The sequence below is a fragment of the Acinetobacter sp. FDAARGOS_515 genome, assembly GCF_003938865.1.
In the GTDB taxonomy this organism is placed as follows: Bacteria; Pseudomonadota; Gammaproteobacteria; order Pseudomonadales; family Moraxellaceae; genus Acinetobacter; species Acinetobacter ursingii.
This window is the reverse complement of record NZ_RKIX01000003.1, coordinates 651,336-667,628: the sequence shown is the minus strand read 5'-3', so window position 1 is coordinate 667,628 and position 16,293 is coordinate 651,336. Positions and strand designations below refer to the sequence as shown.

Annotated in this window: 14 protein-coding genes and 1 pseudogene; 7 read left to right on the top strand and 8 right to left on the bottom strand. The window is 37.5% G+C overall.

The window, feature by feature from the left end:
* Positions 1-8: 8 nt before the first annotated feature.
* Positions 9-1,388 carry a dihydrolipoyl dehydrogenase gene (locus EGS47_RS04635; RefSeq protein WP_125269864.1) on the bottom strand — a complete coding sequence of 460 codons (1,380 nt, stop codon included), beginning with the start codon at positions 1,386-1,388 and terminating at the stop codon, positions 9-11.
* Between the two features lie 213 nt (positions 1,389-1,601).
* Between EGS47_RS04635 and EGS47_RS04630 the strand changes: the two genes are divergently transcribed.
* On the top strand, positions 1,602-6,050 hold the full coding sequence (locus EGS47_RS04630; RefSeq protein ID WP_125269236.1) for a beta strand repeat-containing protein: 4,449 nt from the start codon (positions 1,602-1,604) through the stop codon (positions 6,048-6,050).
* 134 nt (positions 6,051-6,184) lie between these two features.
* On the opposite strand, the gene EGS47_RS04625 is transcribed toward EGS47_RS04630, so the two are convergent.
* Positions 6,185-6,520: a TIGR01244 family sulfur transferase gene (locus EGS47_RS04625; protein ID WP_125269235.1), complete on the bottom strand. Its 336-nt coding sequence runs from the start codon at positions 6,518-6,520 to the stop codon at positions 6,185-6,187.
* Positions 6,521-6,645: 125 nt separating this feature from the next.
* Here EGS47_RS04625 and EGS47_RS04620 point away from each other — a divergent pair, with 125 nt between their 5' ends.
* The 4 genes from EGS47_RS04620 (at position 6,646) to EGS47_RS04605 (ending at position 9,031) form a co-directional block, all read left to right on the top strand.
* A complete protein-coding gene (locus EGS47_RS04620) occupies positions 6,646-7,542 on the top strand; it encodes an alpha/beta hydrolase (protein ID WP_125269234.1) in 897 nt (298 codons plus the stop codon).
* Position 7,543: 1 nt separating this feature from the next.
* Positions 7,544-7,981 (top strand): thioredoxin TrxC, encoded by a 438-nt coding sequence (trxC, locus tag EGS47_RS04615; RefSeq protein WP_119686974.1) that lies wholly within the window; start codon positions 7,544-7,546, stop codon positions 7,979-7,981.
* A gap of 1 nt (position 7,982) precedes the next feature.
* Positions 7,983-8,396, top strand: coding sequence for an acyl-CoA thioesterase (locus EGS47_RS04610; RefSeq protein WP_004991224.1), 414 nt, complete (start codon positions 7,983-7,985; stop codon positions 8,394-8,396).
* A 155-nt stretch (positions 8,397-8,551) separates the two neighbouring features.
* Positions 8,552-9,031, top strand: a complete 480-nt coding sequence (locus tag EGS47_RS04605; protein WP_125269233.1) for a GAF domain-containing protein — start codon at positions 8,552-8,554, stop codon at positions 9,029-9,031.
* Between the two features lie 69 nt (positions 9,032-9,100).
* Here the strand turns inward: EGS47_RS04605 and EGS47_RS04600 are convergent, their stop codons facing one another.
* Together EGS47_RS04600 and EGS47_RS04595 are read right to left on the bottom strand one after the other, a co-directional pair.
* The gene (locus EGS47_RS04600) at positions 9,101-9,595 is read right to left on the bottom strand and encodes a DUF4442 domain-containing protein (protein ID WP_004991219.1); all 495 of its coding nucleotides are present in this window, start codon (positions 9,593-9,595) and stop codon (positions 9,101-9,103) included.
* Between the two features lie 33 nt (positions 9,596-9,628).
* A complete protein-coding gene (locus tag EGS47_RS04595) occupies positions 9,629-10,117 on the bottom strand; it encodes a YajQ family cyclic di-GMP-binding protein (RefSeq protein ID WP_004991216.1) in 489 nt (162 codons plus the stop codon).
* Positions 10,118-10,208: 91 nt separating this feature from the next.
* On the opposite strand from EGS47_RS04595, the gene EGS47_RS04590 reads away from it, so the two are divergent.
* Positions 10,209-10,526 (top strand): rhodanese-like domain-containing protein, encoded by a 318-nt coding sequence (locus EGS47_RS04590; RefSeq protein ID WP_004991214.1) that lies wholly within the window; start codon positions 10,209-10,211, stop codon positions 10,524-10,526.
* A gap of 46 nt (positions 10,527-10,572) precedes the next feature.
* Here EGS47_RS04590 and EGS47_RS04585 read toward each other — a convergent pair.
* The 4 genes and pseudogenes from EGS47_RS04585 to EGS47_RS04570 all read right to left on the bottom strand — a co-directional run bounded on the left by EGS47_RS04585 (position 10,573) and on the right by EGS47_RS04570 (position 14,783).
* Positions 10,573-11,859, bottom strand: a pseudogene (locus EGS47_RS04585) (OmpP1/FadL family transporter).
* A gap of 537 nt (positions 11,860-12,396) precedes the next feature.
* The gene (locus EGS47_RS04580) at positions 12,397-12,843 is read right to left on the bottom strand and encodes a VOC family protein (protein ID WP_004995783.1); all 447 of its coding nucleotides are present in this window, start codon (positions 12,841-12,843) and stop codon (positions 12,397-12,399) included.
* A 139-nt stretch (positions 12,844-12,982) separates the two neighbouring features.
* Positions 12,983-14,158, bottom strand: a complete 1,176-nt coding sequence (locus tag EGS47_RS04575) for a thiolase family protein (protein ID WP_125269232.1) — start codon at positions 14,156-14,158, stop codon at positions 12,983-12,985.
* A 112-nt stretch (positions 14,159-14,270) separates the two neighbouring features.
* Positions 14,271-14,783, bottom strand: coding sequence for a GspH/FimT family protein (locus tag EGS47_RS04570; RefSeq protein WP_119686260.1), 513 nt, complete (start codon positions 14,781-14,783; stop codon positions 14,271-14,273).
* Positions 14,784-15,166: 383 nt separating this feature from the next.
* On the opposite strand from EGS47_RS04570, the gene omp38 reads away from it, so the two are divergent.
* Positions 15,167-16,195: an outer membrane protein Omp38 gene (gene omp38 / locus EGS47_RS04565; protein WP_119686261.1), complete on the top strand. Its 1,029-nt coding sequence runs from the start codon at positions 15,167-15,169 to the stop codon at positions 16,193-16,195.
* Positions 16,196-16,293 lie beyond the last annotated feature (98 nt).

The window sequence follows — 16,293 nt, the reverse complement described above, 5'->3', positions numbered from 1 at the left end:
AAATTGATTCAGCTTGATTTAATTTGCCGACGAGCATGTTTAAATGCGGTACGTAAGCCTTCTTCTAGCGTTGGATGATAATAAGGTTGTTCTAAGATCTCATCTAATGTGATTTCCTGTTGAATCATCCAGCAAAGTAAATGAGCCAAATGTTCTGCTGAATGTACAAATAATTCTGCCCCAAGTAGTTTTTGTGTTTTTTTATCTAAATAGACTTCGGCACCACCTCTATTTTTCCCTAATACTAATGCACGGCCTTGTTTCTCATAAGAAACGTAACCTGTCACAAAATCAATATTTTTATCTTGTAACTGACGATAGCTTTGCCCAGCAATAGCCATTTCAGGAGAGCAGAAAACTATACCTAAGGGCGTTAAACTTTTGACATTTTTGGTTTTGGGATAGTGTAGACAGTTATGTACTAATTTTCGCCCTTCATGCGCTGCCTCATGTTGAAGAGGGGTATTTGTATAAGCATCACCAGCAATAAATATGGGTAATTTGCCTAATTGCTTTGTTTCTGGATGAATAGGAAGTTTTTTCACATCAGAAAATTGTGGATCAATTTTATTTAAATTTAGTGAATCTAATAAACTGGAACGCCCCGTGGCGTTAAGTAAATAATCAAACTTTTCTGTTTGTTCTGTTCCATCATGTTTGAAATTTAACTCAACTTGATGATCAGTTAACTTTACAGAATTAGCCAATGTTTCAAAATAGATATTTAACTCTGTAGAAAGTTGTTGTTGTGCCAATTGTTGTAAATTTGGACTAGTTAAAATACCAATGCGTTTGCTACGCGCAAAAATAGCCGTTTTTACACCGAGCCTTGAAAATGCTTGGGCTAACTCGATCGCAATGACGCCGCTACCTATGACTGCTAAAGAGCATGGAAGTTTTTTAAGCTCAAATATTTCATCTGATGTTATAAATTTTTCTTTTAGAATATCTTTCCATTCCTGATTGATGATTGGCCTCGAGCCTACAGCAAGTATGAAAGATTTTGCCTGATAGTGTTTTCCATTGACTTCAATAGTGTTTGAATTCATAAAAGTTGCTTTACCATGTAAGCGATGGTTTTTTAGCCAACTTTGTACATCTTTTATAGTCGCAGTAGTAAAACGATCTCTTAATGCGCGAACATGTGACATGACTTGAGAGGTGTCAAATGAGGATTCAACTGAAATACCAACCTGATTAATGTATTGACTATCATGCATTCGATTAGCTGATGAAATGAGTACTTTACTTGGCATACAACCAACGCGGGCACAGGTCGTATCCCATGGGCCATCGTTAACGATTAAAATATTCTGAGTATATTTAACTGCTTCTTTATATGCACTGATACCTGCTGTACCTGCACCGATAATGATGAGATCGTACATATTCAATCCGTTTGAGTATTGTCTTATATTAAAATATTTCAGTTGCAATAATATATTAAGAAAATTATATGTTTTTTAATTTTCTTAATAAAAAGATTTATTAAATTATGTCAGGATTAGATTGATAAATTATGTTAATTTGAGTAAATTTTCGTATAAAAGGCCATCCATGTTTTTTGGTGGCGAAATATATTATATAAAATGGAAAATACTATGACTTATTTAGCTAATTTGAGAAAATTAGGGGTTAAATCGACAGTTTTAGGATCATCTTTAGCATTAGTTGCTTGTGGTGGTGGCGGTAGTGATGGTTATTATGGTGGAAGCAGCAATTCAAGCAATAATAATTCAAGTAACAACAATAGTAATAATTCCTCAACTGATAGCTCTACTGTAGCTGAAAGTATTGATATTCAGTTAAAAGATACTAGTGGTGCTACTATACAACAGGCAAATGATAATTCTGTTGTACAAATTGCGGTGCAGGTTCTGAATGCCGATAAAGGTGGAATCGCTAATAAGAAGGTAAGATTAGCAATTTCAGATAGTGATAATTTAGGTGTTACCAGTAAGGCTTCTTTAGTTACGACAGGTGACAACGGTTTTGCGATATTTGAAGTCAGTATTCCGACTCTCATCGCTTCGTCTGGTAAGGTGCAATTAACGGCTGTCGTGGATGGTACTACTATCAAGCAAAGCTATACTTTAAATATTAAGAAAACGAGTACCATTGTTAGTGATTATAATCTTAATATTCAGCAAGGCGTAGTATTAAATTTACCTAAAGGTTCAGCAGATATTACTGCAATAGTGACAGATAAAAATGGCGGTGTAAAAGCAGGTGAGTCGATCACTTTAACACTTCCACAAGAAATGCAAGGAAAATTTTCTATCTCAACTGGCTCTAATATCAGTACAGATACTCAAGGAAAGGCAAAATTTACCATTGTTGCAAATTCTGATTTGAGTTCTGATGATATTCAAAAATTTGTATCTACATCACAATCTTTAAGCTTTAAACTGATTGATGAAAATAAAGCAGAAAAAACAGTCTCTGGATCTATTACTTTTAAGGATACTTCTCAAGTTGTCCAAAAACTTGAGTTAATTAAGGCAGATGCTCCAATTGTTGCACAAAATGGAACAACGACTGTTAAAGTACGTGCCAAAAATAGTAATGATATAGCTCTTGCGAATAAAAAAGTTAAACTTGTATTCACGGATAAAAGTGATGCGTATGGGGTGACTATTGATCAAACTGAAGCAGTCACTGATGCAAATGGCTATGCTGTATTTACATTAAAAGCAAATTCAAGTTATCCAGTTGCTTTAACTCAACAGGGCATTAATTTAAAAGCAATATATTCAGATAATTCTGAAATCTTTGCCCAAGATACGATCAGCGTTATTACGGCAGATACCAGTGCAACTGATCAATTGGCTTTGCAACGTTTAGAAATTGCATCTTCATATACGGTTAATGCACAAAATGATACTGTTACAATTCGAGTTAAAGGTATTAATAACAAGGGTGAGGCGGCAACTAAAGGAAAACTAACTTTAAATTTAAATAACGAAGCAAATGCAAACGGGGTTAGTTTTGATGGTAGTTCTGAAAGAGATTTTAGTGCTTCGGTCGAGGGATATATTACTTATACTTTACATACTAATGCTAAGACAGATGCAGCCGTAGCAGCATTAGTTGCAGCTGGCATTACTGCAACATTCAAAACTGATAATGAAATAAGCCAAAGTATTTATATCGACGTCAACCCAGGAGCAAAGGCTAATGATGAAGTCAGATTTTTGTCATTTGAACCAGTAAAAGCATTTGATTATTCACAAAATCAAAATATTACGATTACAGTTCAAGCAAATGGAACTGAAAATGATGGTGGTTTATCAGGACAAACCATTTCTTTAAAACGTATGGGATTATCTGATCAACAACTAGATGCTTTAGGATTGAAAGCGGATGGTTCACTAATACAGACAACAAATGCAGAAGGTTATGCAACTTTTAAATTTAAATATACCTATGCTGGTACAGATGAACAAAAGCAATTAGCATTAGCAGGTGTAAAGCTGTTGGCTACAGCTGCAAATGGGAAAACACAAACGCTATCTTTAAACTTTAAAGAGCCAACAGCATCATCAGAAATTGCACTTGAATCCTTAAATATTGATACTGATGGCATTAAAACATTAGAAGTTAATAAAACAACAACATTAATAGTGAAAGTAAATGCTATTGGAACTGATGGTAAAGCATTTGCAAATAAAGGTATTGGTTTGGGCATAAATACTGCACCTTTGCAAAATGGTGCTGTTATTGCAAATGCAACTCAAGTTACCGATACAAATGGACAAGCAATTTTTACAATTAATGTAACACCTAAAAATACTAAAGAAATAGAGAACCTGATTGCAAATGGTTTAACGATTGTTGCTCAGGCTTCTGGTTCAACAATTTCTGCGACACGTTCTGTTCAATTAATCACTCCTCCAATCATTATTCCTGATCTGGTTAACCTTAGCTTTACTTATGAACCAACAGTTTCTGTATTAGGTGGCGAAGTTCAAGTTAAGGTAGTTGCTACAGATGCCAATGGCAAAACCATTGCAAATACAGCACTAGCAATTGCACTATCAAATTTAGCTGGTTCCCGTGTTTCTTTGTCTGATACGACACTCACGACCAATAGTAAAGGTGAGGCTGTTTTCACGGTAAAAGTTGCTGAAGGTCAATATGATGCTAACCTAATTAAAAATGGAATTGGATTTGCAGTTGTTGGAACAAACCAAAATAATGGTGATCGTGTTCAACAGACTGGAATTATTCAAGTTACAATTCCTAAAGATTCAGTAAATTTACGTTTAACTGCTGACAAAAATGAATTGGAATTAGGTAAAACTTATCAAATCAATGTTGCAGTTAAAGACGAATTAGGTGCAAACACAGGTTATCCAGTGAATTTATCTTTAAATACTGAAGCAATTGCTGCGGGAGTGAAACTCAGTGCCGATTCAGTGGTAACTTCTGCAAATGGCGTGGTTCCTATTTCAATTATCATTCCTAAAGATATTTCTGATTCAGCAAAATCTGCATTATTGTCTTCTGGTATTCAGGTTAAAGGAGCTATAACGAATCCTAAAGGGGAAAAATTAGAGACTACGATTAATTTTGAAGTTGCTGAAGTTATTAATCAGAATCATTTAGTAATTTCAAGTTCAAAAAGTAACCTGAACGTTAGTGGTGATAGATCAATTATTACGGTCACGTTATTAGATAAAAATAATCTTCCAGTACAGAACCAAGATATTACATTAGCAGTTAATAATTCAGCAGGAATTATTATTGGTAATCCTGGAAGTAGCGCTCCATCAAATACAAGTGGTACACCGCAAACATTAAAAACAGATTCTCAAGGGAATGCTTTTTTTTCAGTTGCAGTTGATGGGCAAACTGTTGATGGAGATTTACTTATTGCTAGTGGTATAGAATTAACTGCGAGTAATCAGGATGCTAATGGTGCAATTGCAAAACAGATTGCTCGTTTAGATGCATTTAAACAGCCAACACAACCTGCCGTTGATTTACCTGCACGATATTCATTGCGTATCTCATCAGCGAAACCGACACTTAATGTTCGTAATGATACTTCAGATGTTACTGTAACTTTGGTTGATCAAAATGGTGGTGGTGTTGCGAATCAATATGTAATGCTCGGAATTGATAACTTTGTAGTTAATGGTGCAATTATAGTGGGTCCATCTGGGCTGACTACAGATGCGAATGGACAAGCTGTCTTTAAAATAAAAGTTGATGAAAGTGCTCGTAATACAGGCTACAGTGCAACTAATTTTGCAACAGATGATTTACATTTAAGTGCAAGTTTTAAAGAAGTTGGCTATGTAACTGCGAACCAAGTTTCTCTTATAGATATTGTACAAGCGGTTGTTCAAAACCCTGTGGCATCGATTGTAATTGGTGTAAATCCAACTGAAGTTGGGACTTCAAGCGATGGTATATACTACACTCGGAATATGTCAGTAAGTGTGGTTGATAAGGATGGAAAACCATTGAATAATCAATCTGTTACGATGGATATAACTCCAACCTTTTATTCTAAAGGGCAATATGTCTGGAGAAATGCACTTCTACAAGGTACAACAGATGGTAAGCCTCAATGGATAACAGCGGGACAGAATTATTATGATTTAAGTAGCGCAAATGTATATGTCAAAAATGGCGTTGCTTTGAATAATAACAGTACACCAGATGATACTTCTGACGACTTTGTTATTAATTTAAGTACAACATCAGTCAGAGATTGTGCAATAGGATCTTTAAATGCGATTACTAATAATGAGGTCAATAGTATACCCGTACAAGTTCCAACATTTGTTGGAGGTAACGGGGCTACTGCTACTTATACAACAGATGCCCAAGGTAAATTTGACTTTGTAATTCGATATCCAAAGATCTATGCACGATGGTTAAATGTACAAATTGGAGCATCAACTACGGTTGCATCTTTGCCAAATCGGACTACTTATAATTTAGGGCTACCTTCAGTGAATTCCGATTATAGTACTGATGGTAGTTATGGGCCTAATTTGAAGAGTCCGTATGGGATTAACACAGGGTCTTGCCCATAAATTTCATAAAACAGCGCTTCGGCGCTGTTTTTTATATCCCAGTTCCTACCATCACACTGGCTGTGGGGCGTACATTTACAGTACTGCAAGCAGTGAATGTTATACAGCAGAATATTAGGCTAAGATACAAAACTTTAGTCATCCAGTAAGTCCATTTGTTTAGCCAACTGATATAAATTATTCGAACGATTACCTGTACGACAGAACATTAAAATTGGTTTTGGTAACTCATGATAATGATTGGCAAAATTACGTACGTCTAACTCAGAAATCTGTCCAGCAATGACAGGCTGATAAACATAGTCAAGTCCTACATTACGGGCAGCTTCTTCGATTTGAGCACTGGTCGGTTGTTCTGGACCACCTTCCATATCAGGTCGGTTATTAATGATGGATTTAAAGCCTTTTTCGACCACTTGTTCCATATGTTCTGGGCCAATTTGACCTGCAAAACCAACATTATCCGTCATTTCGTCACTCCAAAATTTAAAAAAACGTTTATGCTGTATCATAGCACTAAGCACCCTGTCACTTTAAACAGTGCTTTTAAAATATATAACGACCGATAACCAAAATATAACGCATTGGAGCGCGTATGCCTGCTTATACAGTTGAGCCGCTGTATGTTCCCATTGGTCAAGAGACCATAGCTGCTGACTTCTATCGTCCCAAAGCAGATCGGAAACCTGCTGTGATCATCATGGCACATGAATTTGCCGCATTACGCCAGTTTAAATTGATTCAGTACGCACAAAAATTTGCTCAGGCTGGCTATGCGGTGGTGCTATTTGATTATCGTTATTGGGGCGGAAGCACAGGAAAGCCCAGAGAACTTATTTCACTTAAAGATCAGATCGAAGACTGGAAAACAGTTATTCAATATATAAGTAGCTGTAAATGGGTAGATCAGCGACGTATTGTACTTTGGGGAACTGGACTCAGTGGTGGTTATGTCCTCAATCTAGCCAGTGAATTAAAAAATATTTCTTCAATTATGGTACAGGTGCCTTTTGTGGATGGTGCTGAAACCGCCAAAATTTATCCAATCCAGCAATTACCCAAAGCACTTAAATTATCTAGTCAGGATTATATGGGGGCAAAGGTTGGATTAAACCCACGAACCTTGCCCGTCGTGGCACAACAACAGCTTTCCTTTTTTCCAACGCCTGATAGCTATCAAGGATATTTATCGATTCTAAATCCTGATTACTATTGGAGTGGTGAAGTTCCTGCCCGCGCATTATTTCAACTGATTCGTTATCGGCCGATTCAATCTGTACGCGATATTAGTATTCCAGTCTTATTCATTGTCGCGAAACTGGATAGTCTGGTTCCTATAGATTCGAGTCGTGAAGCTGCGACCAATATCGCACCGTTTGTGACGTATCATGAATGGGATATGTATCATTTTGATATTTATCATGGCAAATGGTTTGAAAAAGCAGTAGCAACCCAATTAGAATTTTTACATCAACATACTGGAGTGACTTGATATGATTATTGTTTGTCCAAGCTGCGGTGCTAAAAATCGGGTCGCTGAAGAAAAATTAAATGCAGATCCTAAATGTGGCCAATGCCATACCGCACTGATTCCACTTGCACCGATTGAGCTGAATGAGCAAAACTTCAGTCATTATGTAAGCAATAGTGATTTACCCATTCTGATCGATTTATGGGCAGATTGGTGTGGGCCATGCAAGATGATGGCACCTCATTTTGCTCAGGTTGCAGCACAGAATCCACATGTTATTTTCGCCAAAATTGATACTGAAGCTTCACCGCGTTTAAGTCAGGCTTTTCATGTCCGTAGTATTCCGACACTGGTTTTGATGAATAAAACCAACGAAATTGGTAGAATAAGCGGCGCGCTTCGATCCAGTGAGTTACAGCAGTGGCTGGATCAGCAATTACAAGCCCAAGTTCGGAGTTAATGTGTCAGAGTCTCTCAAAAAGCCTGAAGGAACTTTATCCCTTCAAACCATTGCAATGCCTGCCGATACCAACTGGAGTGGTGATGTTTTTGGCGGTTGGATTGTCTCACAAATGGATTTGGCAGGCGCAATTCATGCAGAACGTTTTAGTAAAGGACGTTGTGCAACCATTTCAATTAATCAGATGACTTTCCTTGTTCCTGTTAAAGTTGGTGATGTGATTAGTTGTTACACCAAACTTCTAAAAGTGGGAAATACTTCAATTCAGATCCAGATTGAAGTTTGGGATAGTCACGATGAATCTCGTCAACCCAAACAAGTGACGGAGGGAATTTTTACCTTTGTGGCGGTGGATGTAAAAGGTAATAAACGACAGATTCCTGAAGAAGTTAAGCAGAAATTTTTAGCAGTTTAATTTACAAACTAAAGTTTCCAAAAAGTTCAGCATGATGCTGAGCTTTTTTATGAGTTTTATTTACACTTAGAAATATTCAACTATGTACTTTTCACATAAATAGATAAAGCTCGGAAGGTTTCATCCGATACAATACTTTGATTTGGATCAATGATATGGCAGAAGAATTATCGCTACAACAGGGCAATAAAGCTGAACAATACCAAAGCCTGATTCCACAACTTCAGGCCATTGTTGCAGATGAAAGTGATGTGATCGCCAATCTTGCCAATATTTGTGCGGCATTAAAGCAACAATTTAACTGGTTTTGGATTGGATTTTATCTGGTTAAGGATAATGAATTAGTCTTGGGGCCATTTCAGGGGCCAATCGCTTGTACACGGATCGCAAAAGGGCGGGGCGTTTGCGGTACAGCATGGCAGCAGCAGAACGTTATGATCGTGCCAGATGTGGAGCAATTTCCGGGACATATTGCTTGTAGCTCTGATTCAAAATCTGAAATTGTTTTACCTGTGATGAAGCAGAATAAATGTGTTGCAGTATTAGATATTGATAGCGATGCATTGGATAGCTTTGATGAAGTAGATGCTGAATATTTAAAACAAATCGTTGCAATCGTAGAGCATTTTATTTAGTGATCAAAAATAAAGATTAAAAAGACTAAAGCCCAAATACATGTTTGGGCTTTAGTTATTACATATAAATTATTTTGGACGTTTAGGTAACCATGCCCATAACATTTCACAATGAATCGGTTCATTTGAACCGTCGTCAATGACCGTCACAGGAATCAATAATTCACCTTTTTCATTATCCGCAATAAATTTTTGCTGTTCAGGCGATAAAGTTGCTGTTGCCGTTAATCCACCTTGTACCACTTTTAAATAATCGACATGCAGTGATTTAATGAGCAAAATTCGATTATCCGGGACATGCAGCCCTGTTAAAAAGCCTGTCGCAGTTTCAGCGAGTAATGCCATTGCAGCAGCATGTACACCTTTAATGTGGTTTTGCATATTGCGCTGATTTTCCAGACGCACCACGACATGGTCTTGATCAACTTCTAGATAACGAATATTGGCGGTTCCGACCATGGGTACAATCCGACCAAAGGCTTTACTCCAGAGTGTACTACGAATACTTTTCGGAAATTTTGACGTGGTTTTCACCAGTTTTGATAAACGATTGGCCTGTGACATAGTGCATCCTGTGTAAAAAGAACAGCGCTGAAATTAATCTTTAAAGTTATTAAACTGCAAGGGAAGACCAAACTGCTGTTCCTTTAGAAAAGCCATGACCTGTTGTAAAGTGTCACGTTTTTTATCGGTCACACGAATTTTGTCTCCCTGTATAGAAGATTGCACTTTGATACCACTTTCTTTAATGGCTTTATTAATTTTTTTTGCGGTATCTGAGTCAAGTCCATCTTTGAGTTTGATTACTTGTACTACATTTTTTCCTGAAGCTGTGGCCTTTTGCGGATCAAGTGCTTGAACATCAATTTTACGTTTATAGAAATGATTTTCTAGCATGTTATAGACTTGTTCGCATTGAAAATCACTTTCTGTACTGATTTTAATTTCTTTGGATTTTTCATTCAGTTCAATAGAAACATCTTGTCCACGGAAATCGAAACGTGTTGCGATTTCTTTTTGAGTATTTTGAACCGCGTGATTAACTTCAAATAACTCTAATTCAGAAACAATATCGAAAGAAGGCATAGCTTAGACCTTTGCAAAGTGAAAGAATATCTGAGATGCTAGGGATGTTTTCTTCATTTGCCAAGTGTTGTTTACATCAAAGGAGTGCGCAATGATCCGTAAACAAGAAATTACGACATTTGAGTTCCCAGAAAATGCCATTATCTGGGATGTCCGTGACGCAAAATCATATGCTGAAGGGCATGTTAAAGGCGCAATAAATCAACCTATTAATGATTTAAAGTCCGATAGTCTGACTCAGGTGGCTGCGGATCAGCCGATTTATATTTTATGCGGTGGCGGTAGTAAAGCACCACGTGCGGCGGAATTACTTGATGGTTTTGATGCTGCACGCGAATATGTCATTCTGATGGGAGGAACCCGCGCTGCCAAAGATGCAGGTTTACCTTTAGAGCAGGGCAATTCATAAAAAAAGCACCCTCGGGTGCTTTTTTTATTATATTTTAAATCAAGTTTTAGAAGCGGTAACCAATTTTTAAACCATAAGCGATGGCATGATTATCGGTAAAATCAGCGACATACTCAGAAGTACCAAATTGTGCTCCAGATTGTGCTTTGGCATCACCCAACCAAAAATATTTTACACCACCTGCAATAAAATAGTTTGGCGCTGGACTAAATTGCGCTCCTAGACCAACATTCCAATAACCTTCTGTTGGGCCAAGTGTTGTCACTGGATTACCTGCGCCAGAGTCCCAGCCTACTGAAATATTGCCCGCTCATTGCTCTGTTAGTTTACGGCCAACCCCTACATTTGCAGACCATTGATCATCTGTATAAGCGACCAGATCAAAACCATTTGGTTTATTAACTGTCGGACTTTGACCAGCAATCAGGCTTGCTTTACCAAATTTATCTGGACGGATTGAAAAATCTTTCCAGTTCACCCAGCGCACATTTGCAAAAGCAACCGTGTCAGCCATGATTCCTGTCTGGAAGTCTAAGTTTGCTGACTGAGGTGTGGTAATGTCGGTTTTATTTGGTGTTAAGAAGTTTAATGCACCAAAGCTTCCCGCAGAATTGAAAGTCTCTCTGGCATTGACTGAGTGTTCGATTTCAGAACGATAAGTCAAAGACGTTTTTAACGCAATCTCAGGCAGCTGGAATGCAACACCTGCTAGCCAGCCCACATCACCCGTTTCTTTAATGTTGGCATTGTAACCACCAAATGTTGCATTTCCACCATAAGCTGTACCTCGTAATTGGACGCTACCTTTAACGGTTTGATAGGCAGCACCACCATAAATATTCCAGTTTACAGTAGGTTGAAAACCTAGAATAAACGACAAATTTTGAGTAGTTACATCAACTTCAGTCCCTTCGCTACCATTATGGAATGCTCCATGACCAGCTAAAGCAGCCGCGGCTCCAGGCAGTACCGTAGGTAGTGCTGCGGTTGTAGTTGAATAAGTGGCTTTAGCTCCAAATGGCTGATCATAAAGTAAGCCAAAAGAAAAGTTTGGATGAAGCTGTAATTTTAATGCTGCATTATAAAATTGATAGTCATCTGCCATTTCACCAGTACTCGTGTTTGAGAGTAATGGCAGTGCTGCATTAGGATAATTGTCTTTGGTTTTGCCAGAAACATCAGGATCTAGAATTGAGATACCAGCTTCAAAATAGTTACCAGGTTGTAGAAATGCCGATATGGATTGACCTGAACGATCCAAAGCTGCTGCAAAAACCCCTGTTGCAGGCAGCGATGCCATGATAATGGCTGTGGTTAAATGTTTTAATTTCATTCTAATCTTTCCTTGAACAACAAAAGTAATTTATTGCTTATTTCCAAGCAATTACAGTTCTAATTTTTGGAGAAGTAAGTTCCATACAGGGAATTAATCTTCACTCCATGCAACAAAAATAACACAATTAAAATAAGAGTAAATGCTCTATGTTGCATAGTCAGTAAAAAAACTGTTTTAGCAATAATTTGATACAGAATTTTATTGAGTTTTAAAAAAGAGCTTAAAAATAATAATGATATAATTCAATAAATTAATTTATTTGTCTTAAATGTTTAATTGTCTCTAATTAACAAATAACTAGACGCTACAGTCAAAGATTTATTTTGATGATTATGAGTGATTTGATCGAAATCGGATTTGTTCATCCAGATTTATCAATGAAGAATTGGTTTTTGATGGTTTTATTAAGTATTTTTTAAGATTTATGTTGATTTTTTATTTTTATCTAAAATATATTCATAACAAAGCTCTAATCTTTATTTTAAAAGGAACTTTTATAACTTGCGCTTTAGGTCAGGTGAGACGCATATGATTTCATTCATCCAGAAGCTGGCAGTTAACCATCCATTTAATTCCAAATTGGTCGCTAAAAGCGCCATACAGTACGCCCCAAAAGGTTTTTTGTAACGGCATTTCAATAACTCCACCTATGGAAAGTAGATTGAATAGGCGGCGGGCTTCGTTATCATTATTTTCGAGATTAATGGAAATGTAGTGATTATTGCCTTTATTTAAGATGGCATTTGCTGGACTACAAAATTGCTCATTGACATCAGAGCCCATGAGTACTGTAAATTCGTTGATAGGCAGCGAAACATGCAATATTAGACTTTTCTGTGAATCTGACAATACAATTCCTTCCTGAGGTGGAAGGTCATCATATCGAGTCAATACTGAAAACTCTCCACCGAAAATCGATTGGTAGAAGGTAAATGCTGCTTCGGCTTCACCGTTGAAATTAAGATAATGATTGAACTGCATAAGATTTAACCCTGTTATTTTTATTTATTGTGACTTGAGTGACTATAATTTTAAAGCTGAATAAAAAACAGTCTTATTTTGTATATTTATAAAAAATCCCGCCTTAGCGGGATTGGTGACATCATACAATAACAATAAATTATAGTAGCTCAATGGCAACCGCAGTTGCTTCACCACCACCGATACATAGCGCAGCAACACCTTTTTTCCCGCCTGTACGTTTTAGTGCATGAATCAACGTCAAAATAATCCGCGAACCTGTTGAGCCTACAGGGTGTCCTAAGGCACACGCGCCTCCATGAATATTGACTTTTTCAGGATCAAGTTTGAAATCATCAATAGCGCACATGGTGACCATTGCAAAAGCTTCATTGATTTCCCAAAGATCTACATCCTGAGCATCCCAGCCTGCTTTTTTAAGAACTTTGGCGATTGCGCCTACAGGAGCAATGGTAAACTCCGATGGATGTTGAGAGTTTGATGCAGTGGCTACAATTTTAGCTAATGGTTGTAAACCACGCTGTTTGGCAATTTCACTAGAAGTAAGCACAAGTGCAGAAGCACCATCAGAAATTGAACTTGCATTGGCAGCAGTAATGGTTCCATCTTTGGCAAATGCGGGTTTTAAGGAAGGAATTTTGTCAATTTTGGCATTTAAAGGCTGTTCATCTTGATCAATCGTAACGTCACCTTTACGTGATGAAATGGTTACAGGCACGATTTCATCTTTAAAATAACCTTCAGTAATGGCAGTTTGGGCACGTTTGAGTGAACGAATAGCAAATTCATCCATTTGTTCGCGTGTGTATCCACGTGTATTGGCCATATCCTGAGCAAAAGACCCCATTAAGCGACCAGTTTCCGCATCTTCAAGACCATCAAAAAACATATGATCTTTAATTTCACCATGCCCCATACGATAACCTGCTCGAGCTTTAGGTAAAATATAAGGTGCATTGGTCATGGATTCCATACCGCCCGCAACTACGATTTCGGCACTACCTGCTTTAATCATATCAGTAGCTTGCATTACTGCTTTCATACCAGAACCACATAACTTATTGATCGTTACGGCACCCGTTGAGTCAGGTAAACCTGCTTGACGCATTGCTTGACGTGCAGGGCCTTGCTTCAAACCTGCGGGTAATACACACCCCATGATGACTTCTTGAACATCTGTAGGCTGTAGGCCTGCGCGTTGAACAGCTTCACGGATGGTGACTGCGCCTAGTTCTGGTGCTGTCGAAGGAGATAAATCTCCCTGAAATCCACCCATTGCGGTACGAGCGCCATTTACAATTACGATATCAGTCACAATGATTTCTCCCTCAATGATTTAAAGCTTACATTTTCTTCTAAGAAGTATATTAAAAAAGCAGACCTAGAAAATTGACTTAAAAGACCAGAACCTAGACTGAACAGTTTTCTTAACAATTTGCTAAAGGTTCATCTCGAGGATGTCCCATTCGACTCAATGTTAATTTACGATGATTATGATATTGATCAGAACAATACTGAAAAGTACCATTTGAAGATAAAGGAAGTCCTGAGTTTCCTTCAAAAATGATTCTTCTATTACCAAATCCCCGCCATGACAGAGTGCCGTATCTCAATTGCATGTTCTCAAAGGCTAATATCGGTTCATCTAAGTCATAGTCCCGATTTTTATTCTTATCGATAAAAACCATATAACCATTATTCCAATCGTTATTACACTCATTAAAGCTAGTGCTGGCACACAAAATAATGTTTTGTCTAAATAACAAAGACTCATGTTTGGCTTTTTGTATGTAAAGTGTGAGTGTTTTGGGGACTTTTTTTGCCTCTTGTGCAGCCATATATTGATGATAAGAGGGTATGGCAAAAGAGGCAATTACAGCAATTACAATGATTACCACGCTAATTTCAATTAACGAGAATCCACAATTTTTATTTTTCATGTTAAGAATACGTCCGTCTTATGTAATTTTTTTTGTTTTTTAACAGTAGATTAAGTACAAAACATTGAAAAAAAGATCGAATTGAAATATTTATTACTTAAGCGTTTGAATACTGTTAAAATAAAGAAAGCGTGAAGATAAGCTATTCACAACAATAAATTGAGTAAATAGTTACCGAATTACAACGGAAATTGTAAGTAATTTTGTCAATAATTTACTTGATTAAAGTTATCAAGCACTTGGAAATCAGTTTAAGTGTTTGTATGATTCAACGTGAGTAGCTTAAAAATAATACTGGGGTATATAAAAAGTTATCTCAGGGCCATAAAAATTTTAGGCTGAGCTTGAACAACAAACAATTTGTTTATCTCTGGAGGATATCCATGAAATTGAGTCGTATTGCACTTGCTACTATGCTTGTTGCTGCACCATTCGCTGCTGCAAATGCTGGCGTAACCGTTACTCCGTTATTGTTAGGTTATACTTGGTATGATTCTGCACATAACAACGACAAACTTACAGCTGGTCCTGAGCTCCAAGACGATTTATTCGTTGGTGCTGGATTAGGTGTTGAATTAACACCTTGGTTAGGTTTTGAAGCTGAATACTCTCAAGTGAAAGGTGATCTTGACGGTATCCCAGGCAACCCTGGTGCAGAATACAAACAACAAAATATCGTTGGTAACTTCTACGCTACTTCTGACCTAATTACTAAAAACTATGACAGCAAAATCAAACCATACGTATTGCTAGGTGCTGGTCAAGCAAAATACGAAATGGATGGTTTAGCAACTAAGAAAGATACGATTGGTAATGCTGGTGTAGGTGCTTTCTGGCGTCTAAATGATGCATTGTCACTTCGTACTGAAGCTCGTGGTACTTATGACTTTGACGAAAAATTCTGGAGCTATACTGCGCTTGCAGGCTTAAACGTAGTTCTTGGTGGTCATTTGAAACCAGCTGCTCCAGTTGTAGAAGTTGCTCCAGTTGAGCCAACTCCAGTTCAACCTCAACCACAAGAGTTGACTGAAGATCTTAACATGGAACTTCGTGTGTTCTTTGATACTAATAAATCAAATATCAAAGACCAATACAAACCAGAAATTGCGAAAGTTGCTGAGAAGTTAGTTGAATATCCTAATGCAACTGCGCGTATCGATGGTCACACAGATAACACTGGTCCACGTAAGTTGAACGAACGTTTATCATTGGCTCGTGCTAACTCTGTTAAATCAGCACTTGTAAATGAATACAACATCGATGCATCACGTTTATCTACACAAGGTTTCGCGTGGGATCAACCGATTGCTGACAACAGCACTAAAGAAGGTCGTGCGATGAACCGTCGTGTATTCGCTACAATTACTGGTAGTCGTACTGTCGTAGTTCAACCTGGTCAACAAGCTCAATAATCTGAGTTTTTGATTGCAAAAGAGCAGCTTTAGAGCTGCTCTTTTTTTATCGCGACTCTCAATATAAATATAAAAAATGCACTCAAAAGTGCATTTAT

Bases quoted from the DNA above. Each gene is read 5' to 3' on its own strand.
- EGS47_RS04635 (WP_125269864.1), bottom strand. From the start codon at position 1,388: ATGTACGATCTCATCATTATCGGTGCAGGTACAGCAGGTATCAGTGCA.
- EGS47_RS04630 (WP_125269236.1), top strand. From the start codon at position 1,602: ATGACTTATTTAGCTAATTTGAGAAAATTAGGGGTTAAATCGACAGTT.
- EGS47_RS04625 (WP_125269235.1), bottom strand. From the start codon at position 6,520: ATGACGGATAATGTTGGTTTTGCAGGTCAAATTGGCCCAGAACATATG.
- EGS47_RS04620 (WP_125269234.1), top strand. From the start codon at position 6,646: ATGCCTGCTTATACAGTTGAGCCGCTGTATGTTCCCATTGGTCAAGAG.
- trxC (WP_119686974.1), top strand. From the start codon at position 7,544: ATGATTATTGTTTGTCCAAGCTGCGGTGCTAAAAATCGGGTCGCTGAA.
- EGS47_RS04605 (WP_125269233.1), top strand. From the start codon at position 8,552: ATGGCAGAAGAATTATCGCTACAACAGGGCAATAAAGCTGAACAATAC.
- EGS47_RS04600 (WP_004991219.1), bottom strand. From the start codon at position 9,595: ATGTCACAGGCCAATCGTTTATCAAAACTGGTGAAAACCACGTCAAAA.
- EGS47_RS04595 (WP_004991216.1), bottom strand. From the start codon at position 10,117: ATGCCTTCTTTCGATATTGTTTCTGAATTAGAGTTATTTGAAGTTAAT.
- EGS47_RS04590 (WP_004991214.1), top strand. From the start codon at position 10,209: ATGATCCGTAAACAAGAAATTACGACATTTGAGTTCCCAGAAAATGCC.
- EGS47_RS04580 (WP_004995783.1), bottom strand. From the start codon at position 12,843: ATGCAGTTCAATCATTATCTTAATTTCAACGGTGAAGCCGAAGCAGCA.
- EGS47_RS04570 (WP_119686260.1), bottom strand. From the start codon at position 14,783: ATGAAAAATAAAAATTGTGGATTCTCGTTAATTGAAATTAGCGTGGTA.
- omp38 (WP_119686261.1), top strand. From the start codon at position 15,167: ATGAAATTGAGTCGTATTGCACTTGCTACTATGCTTGTTGCTGCACCA.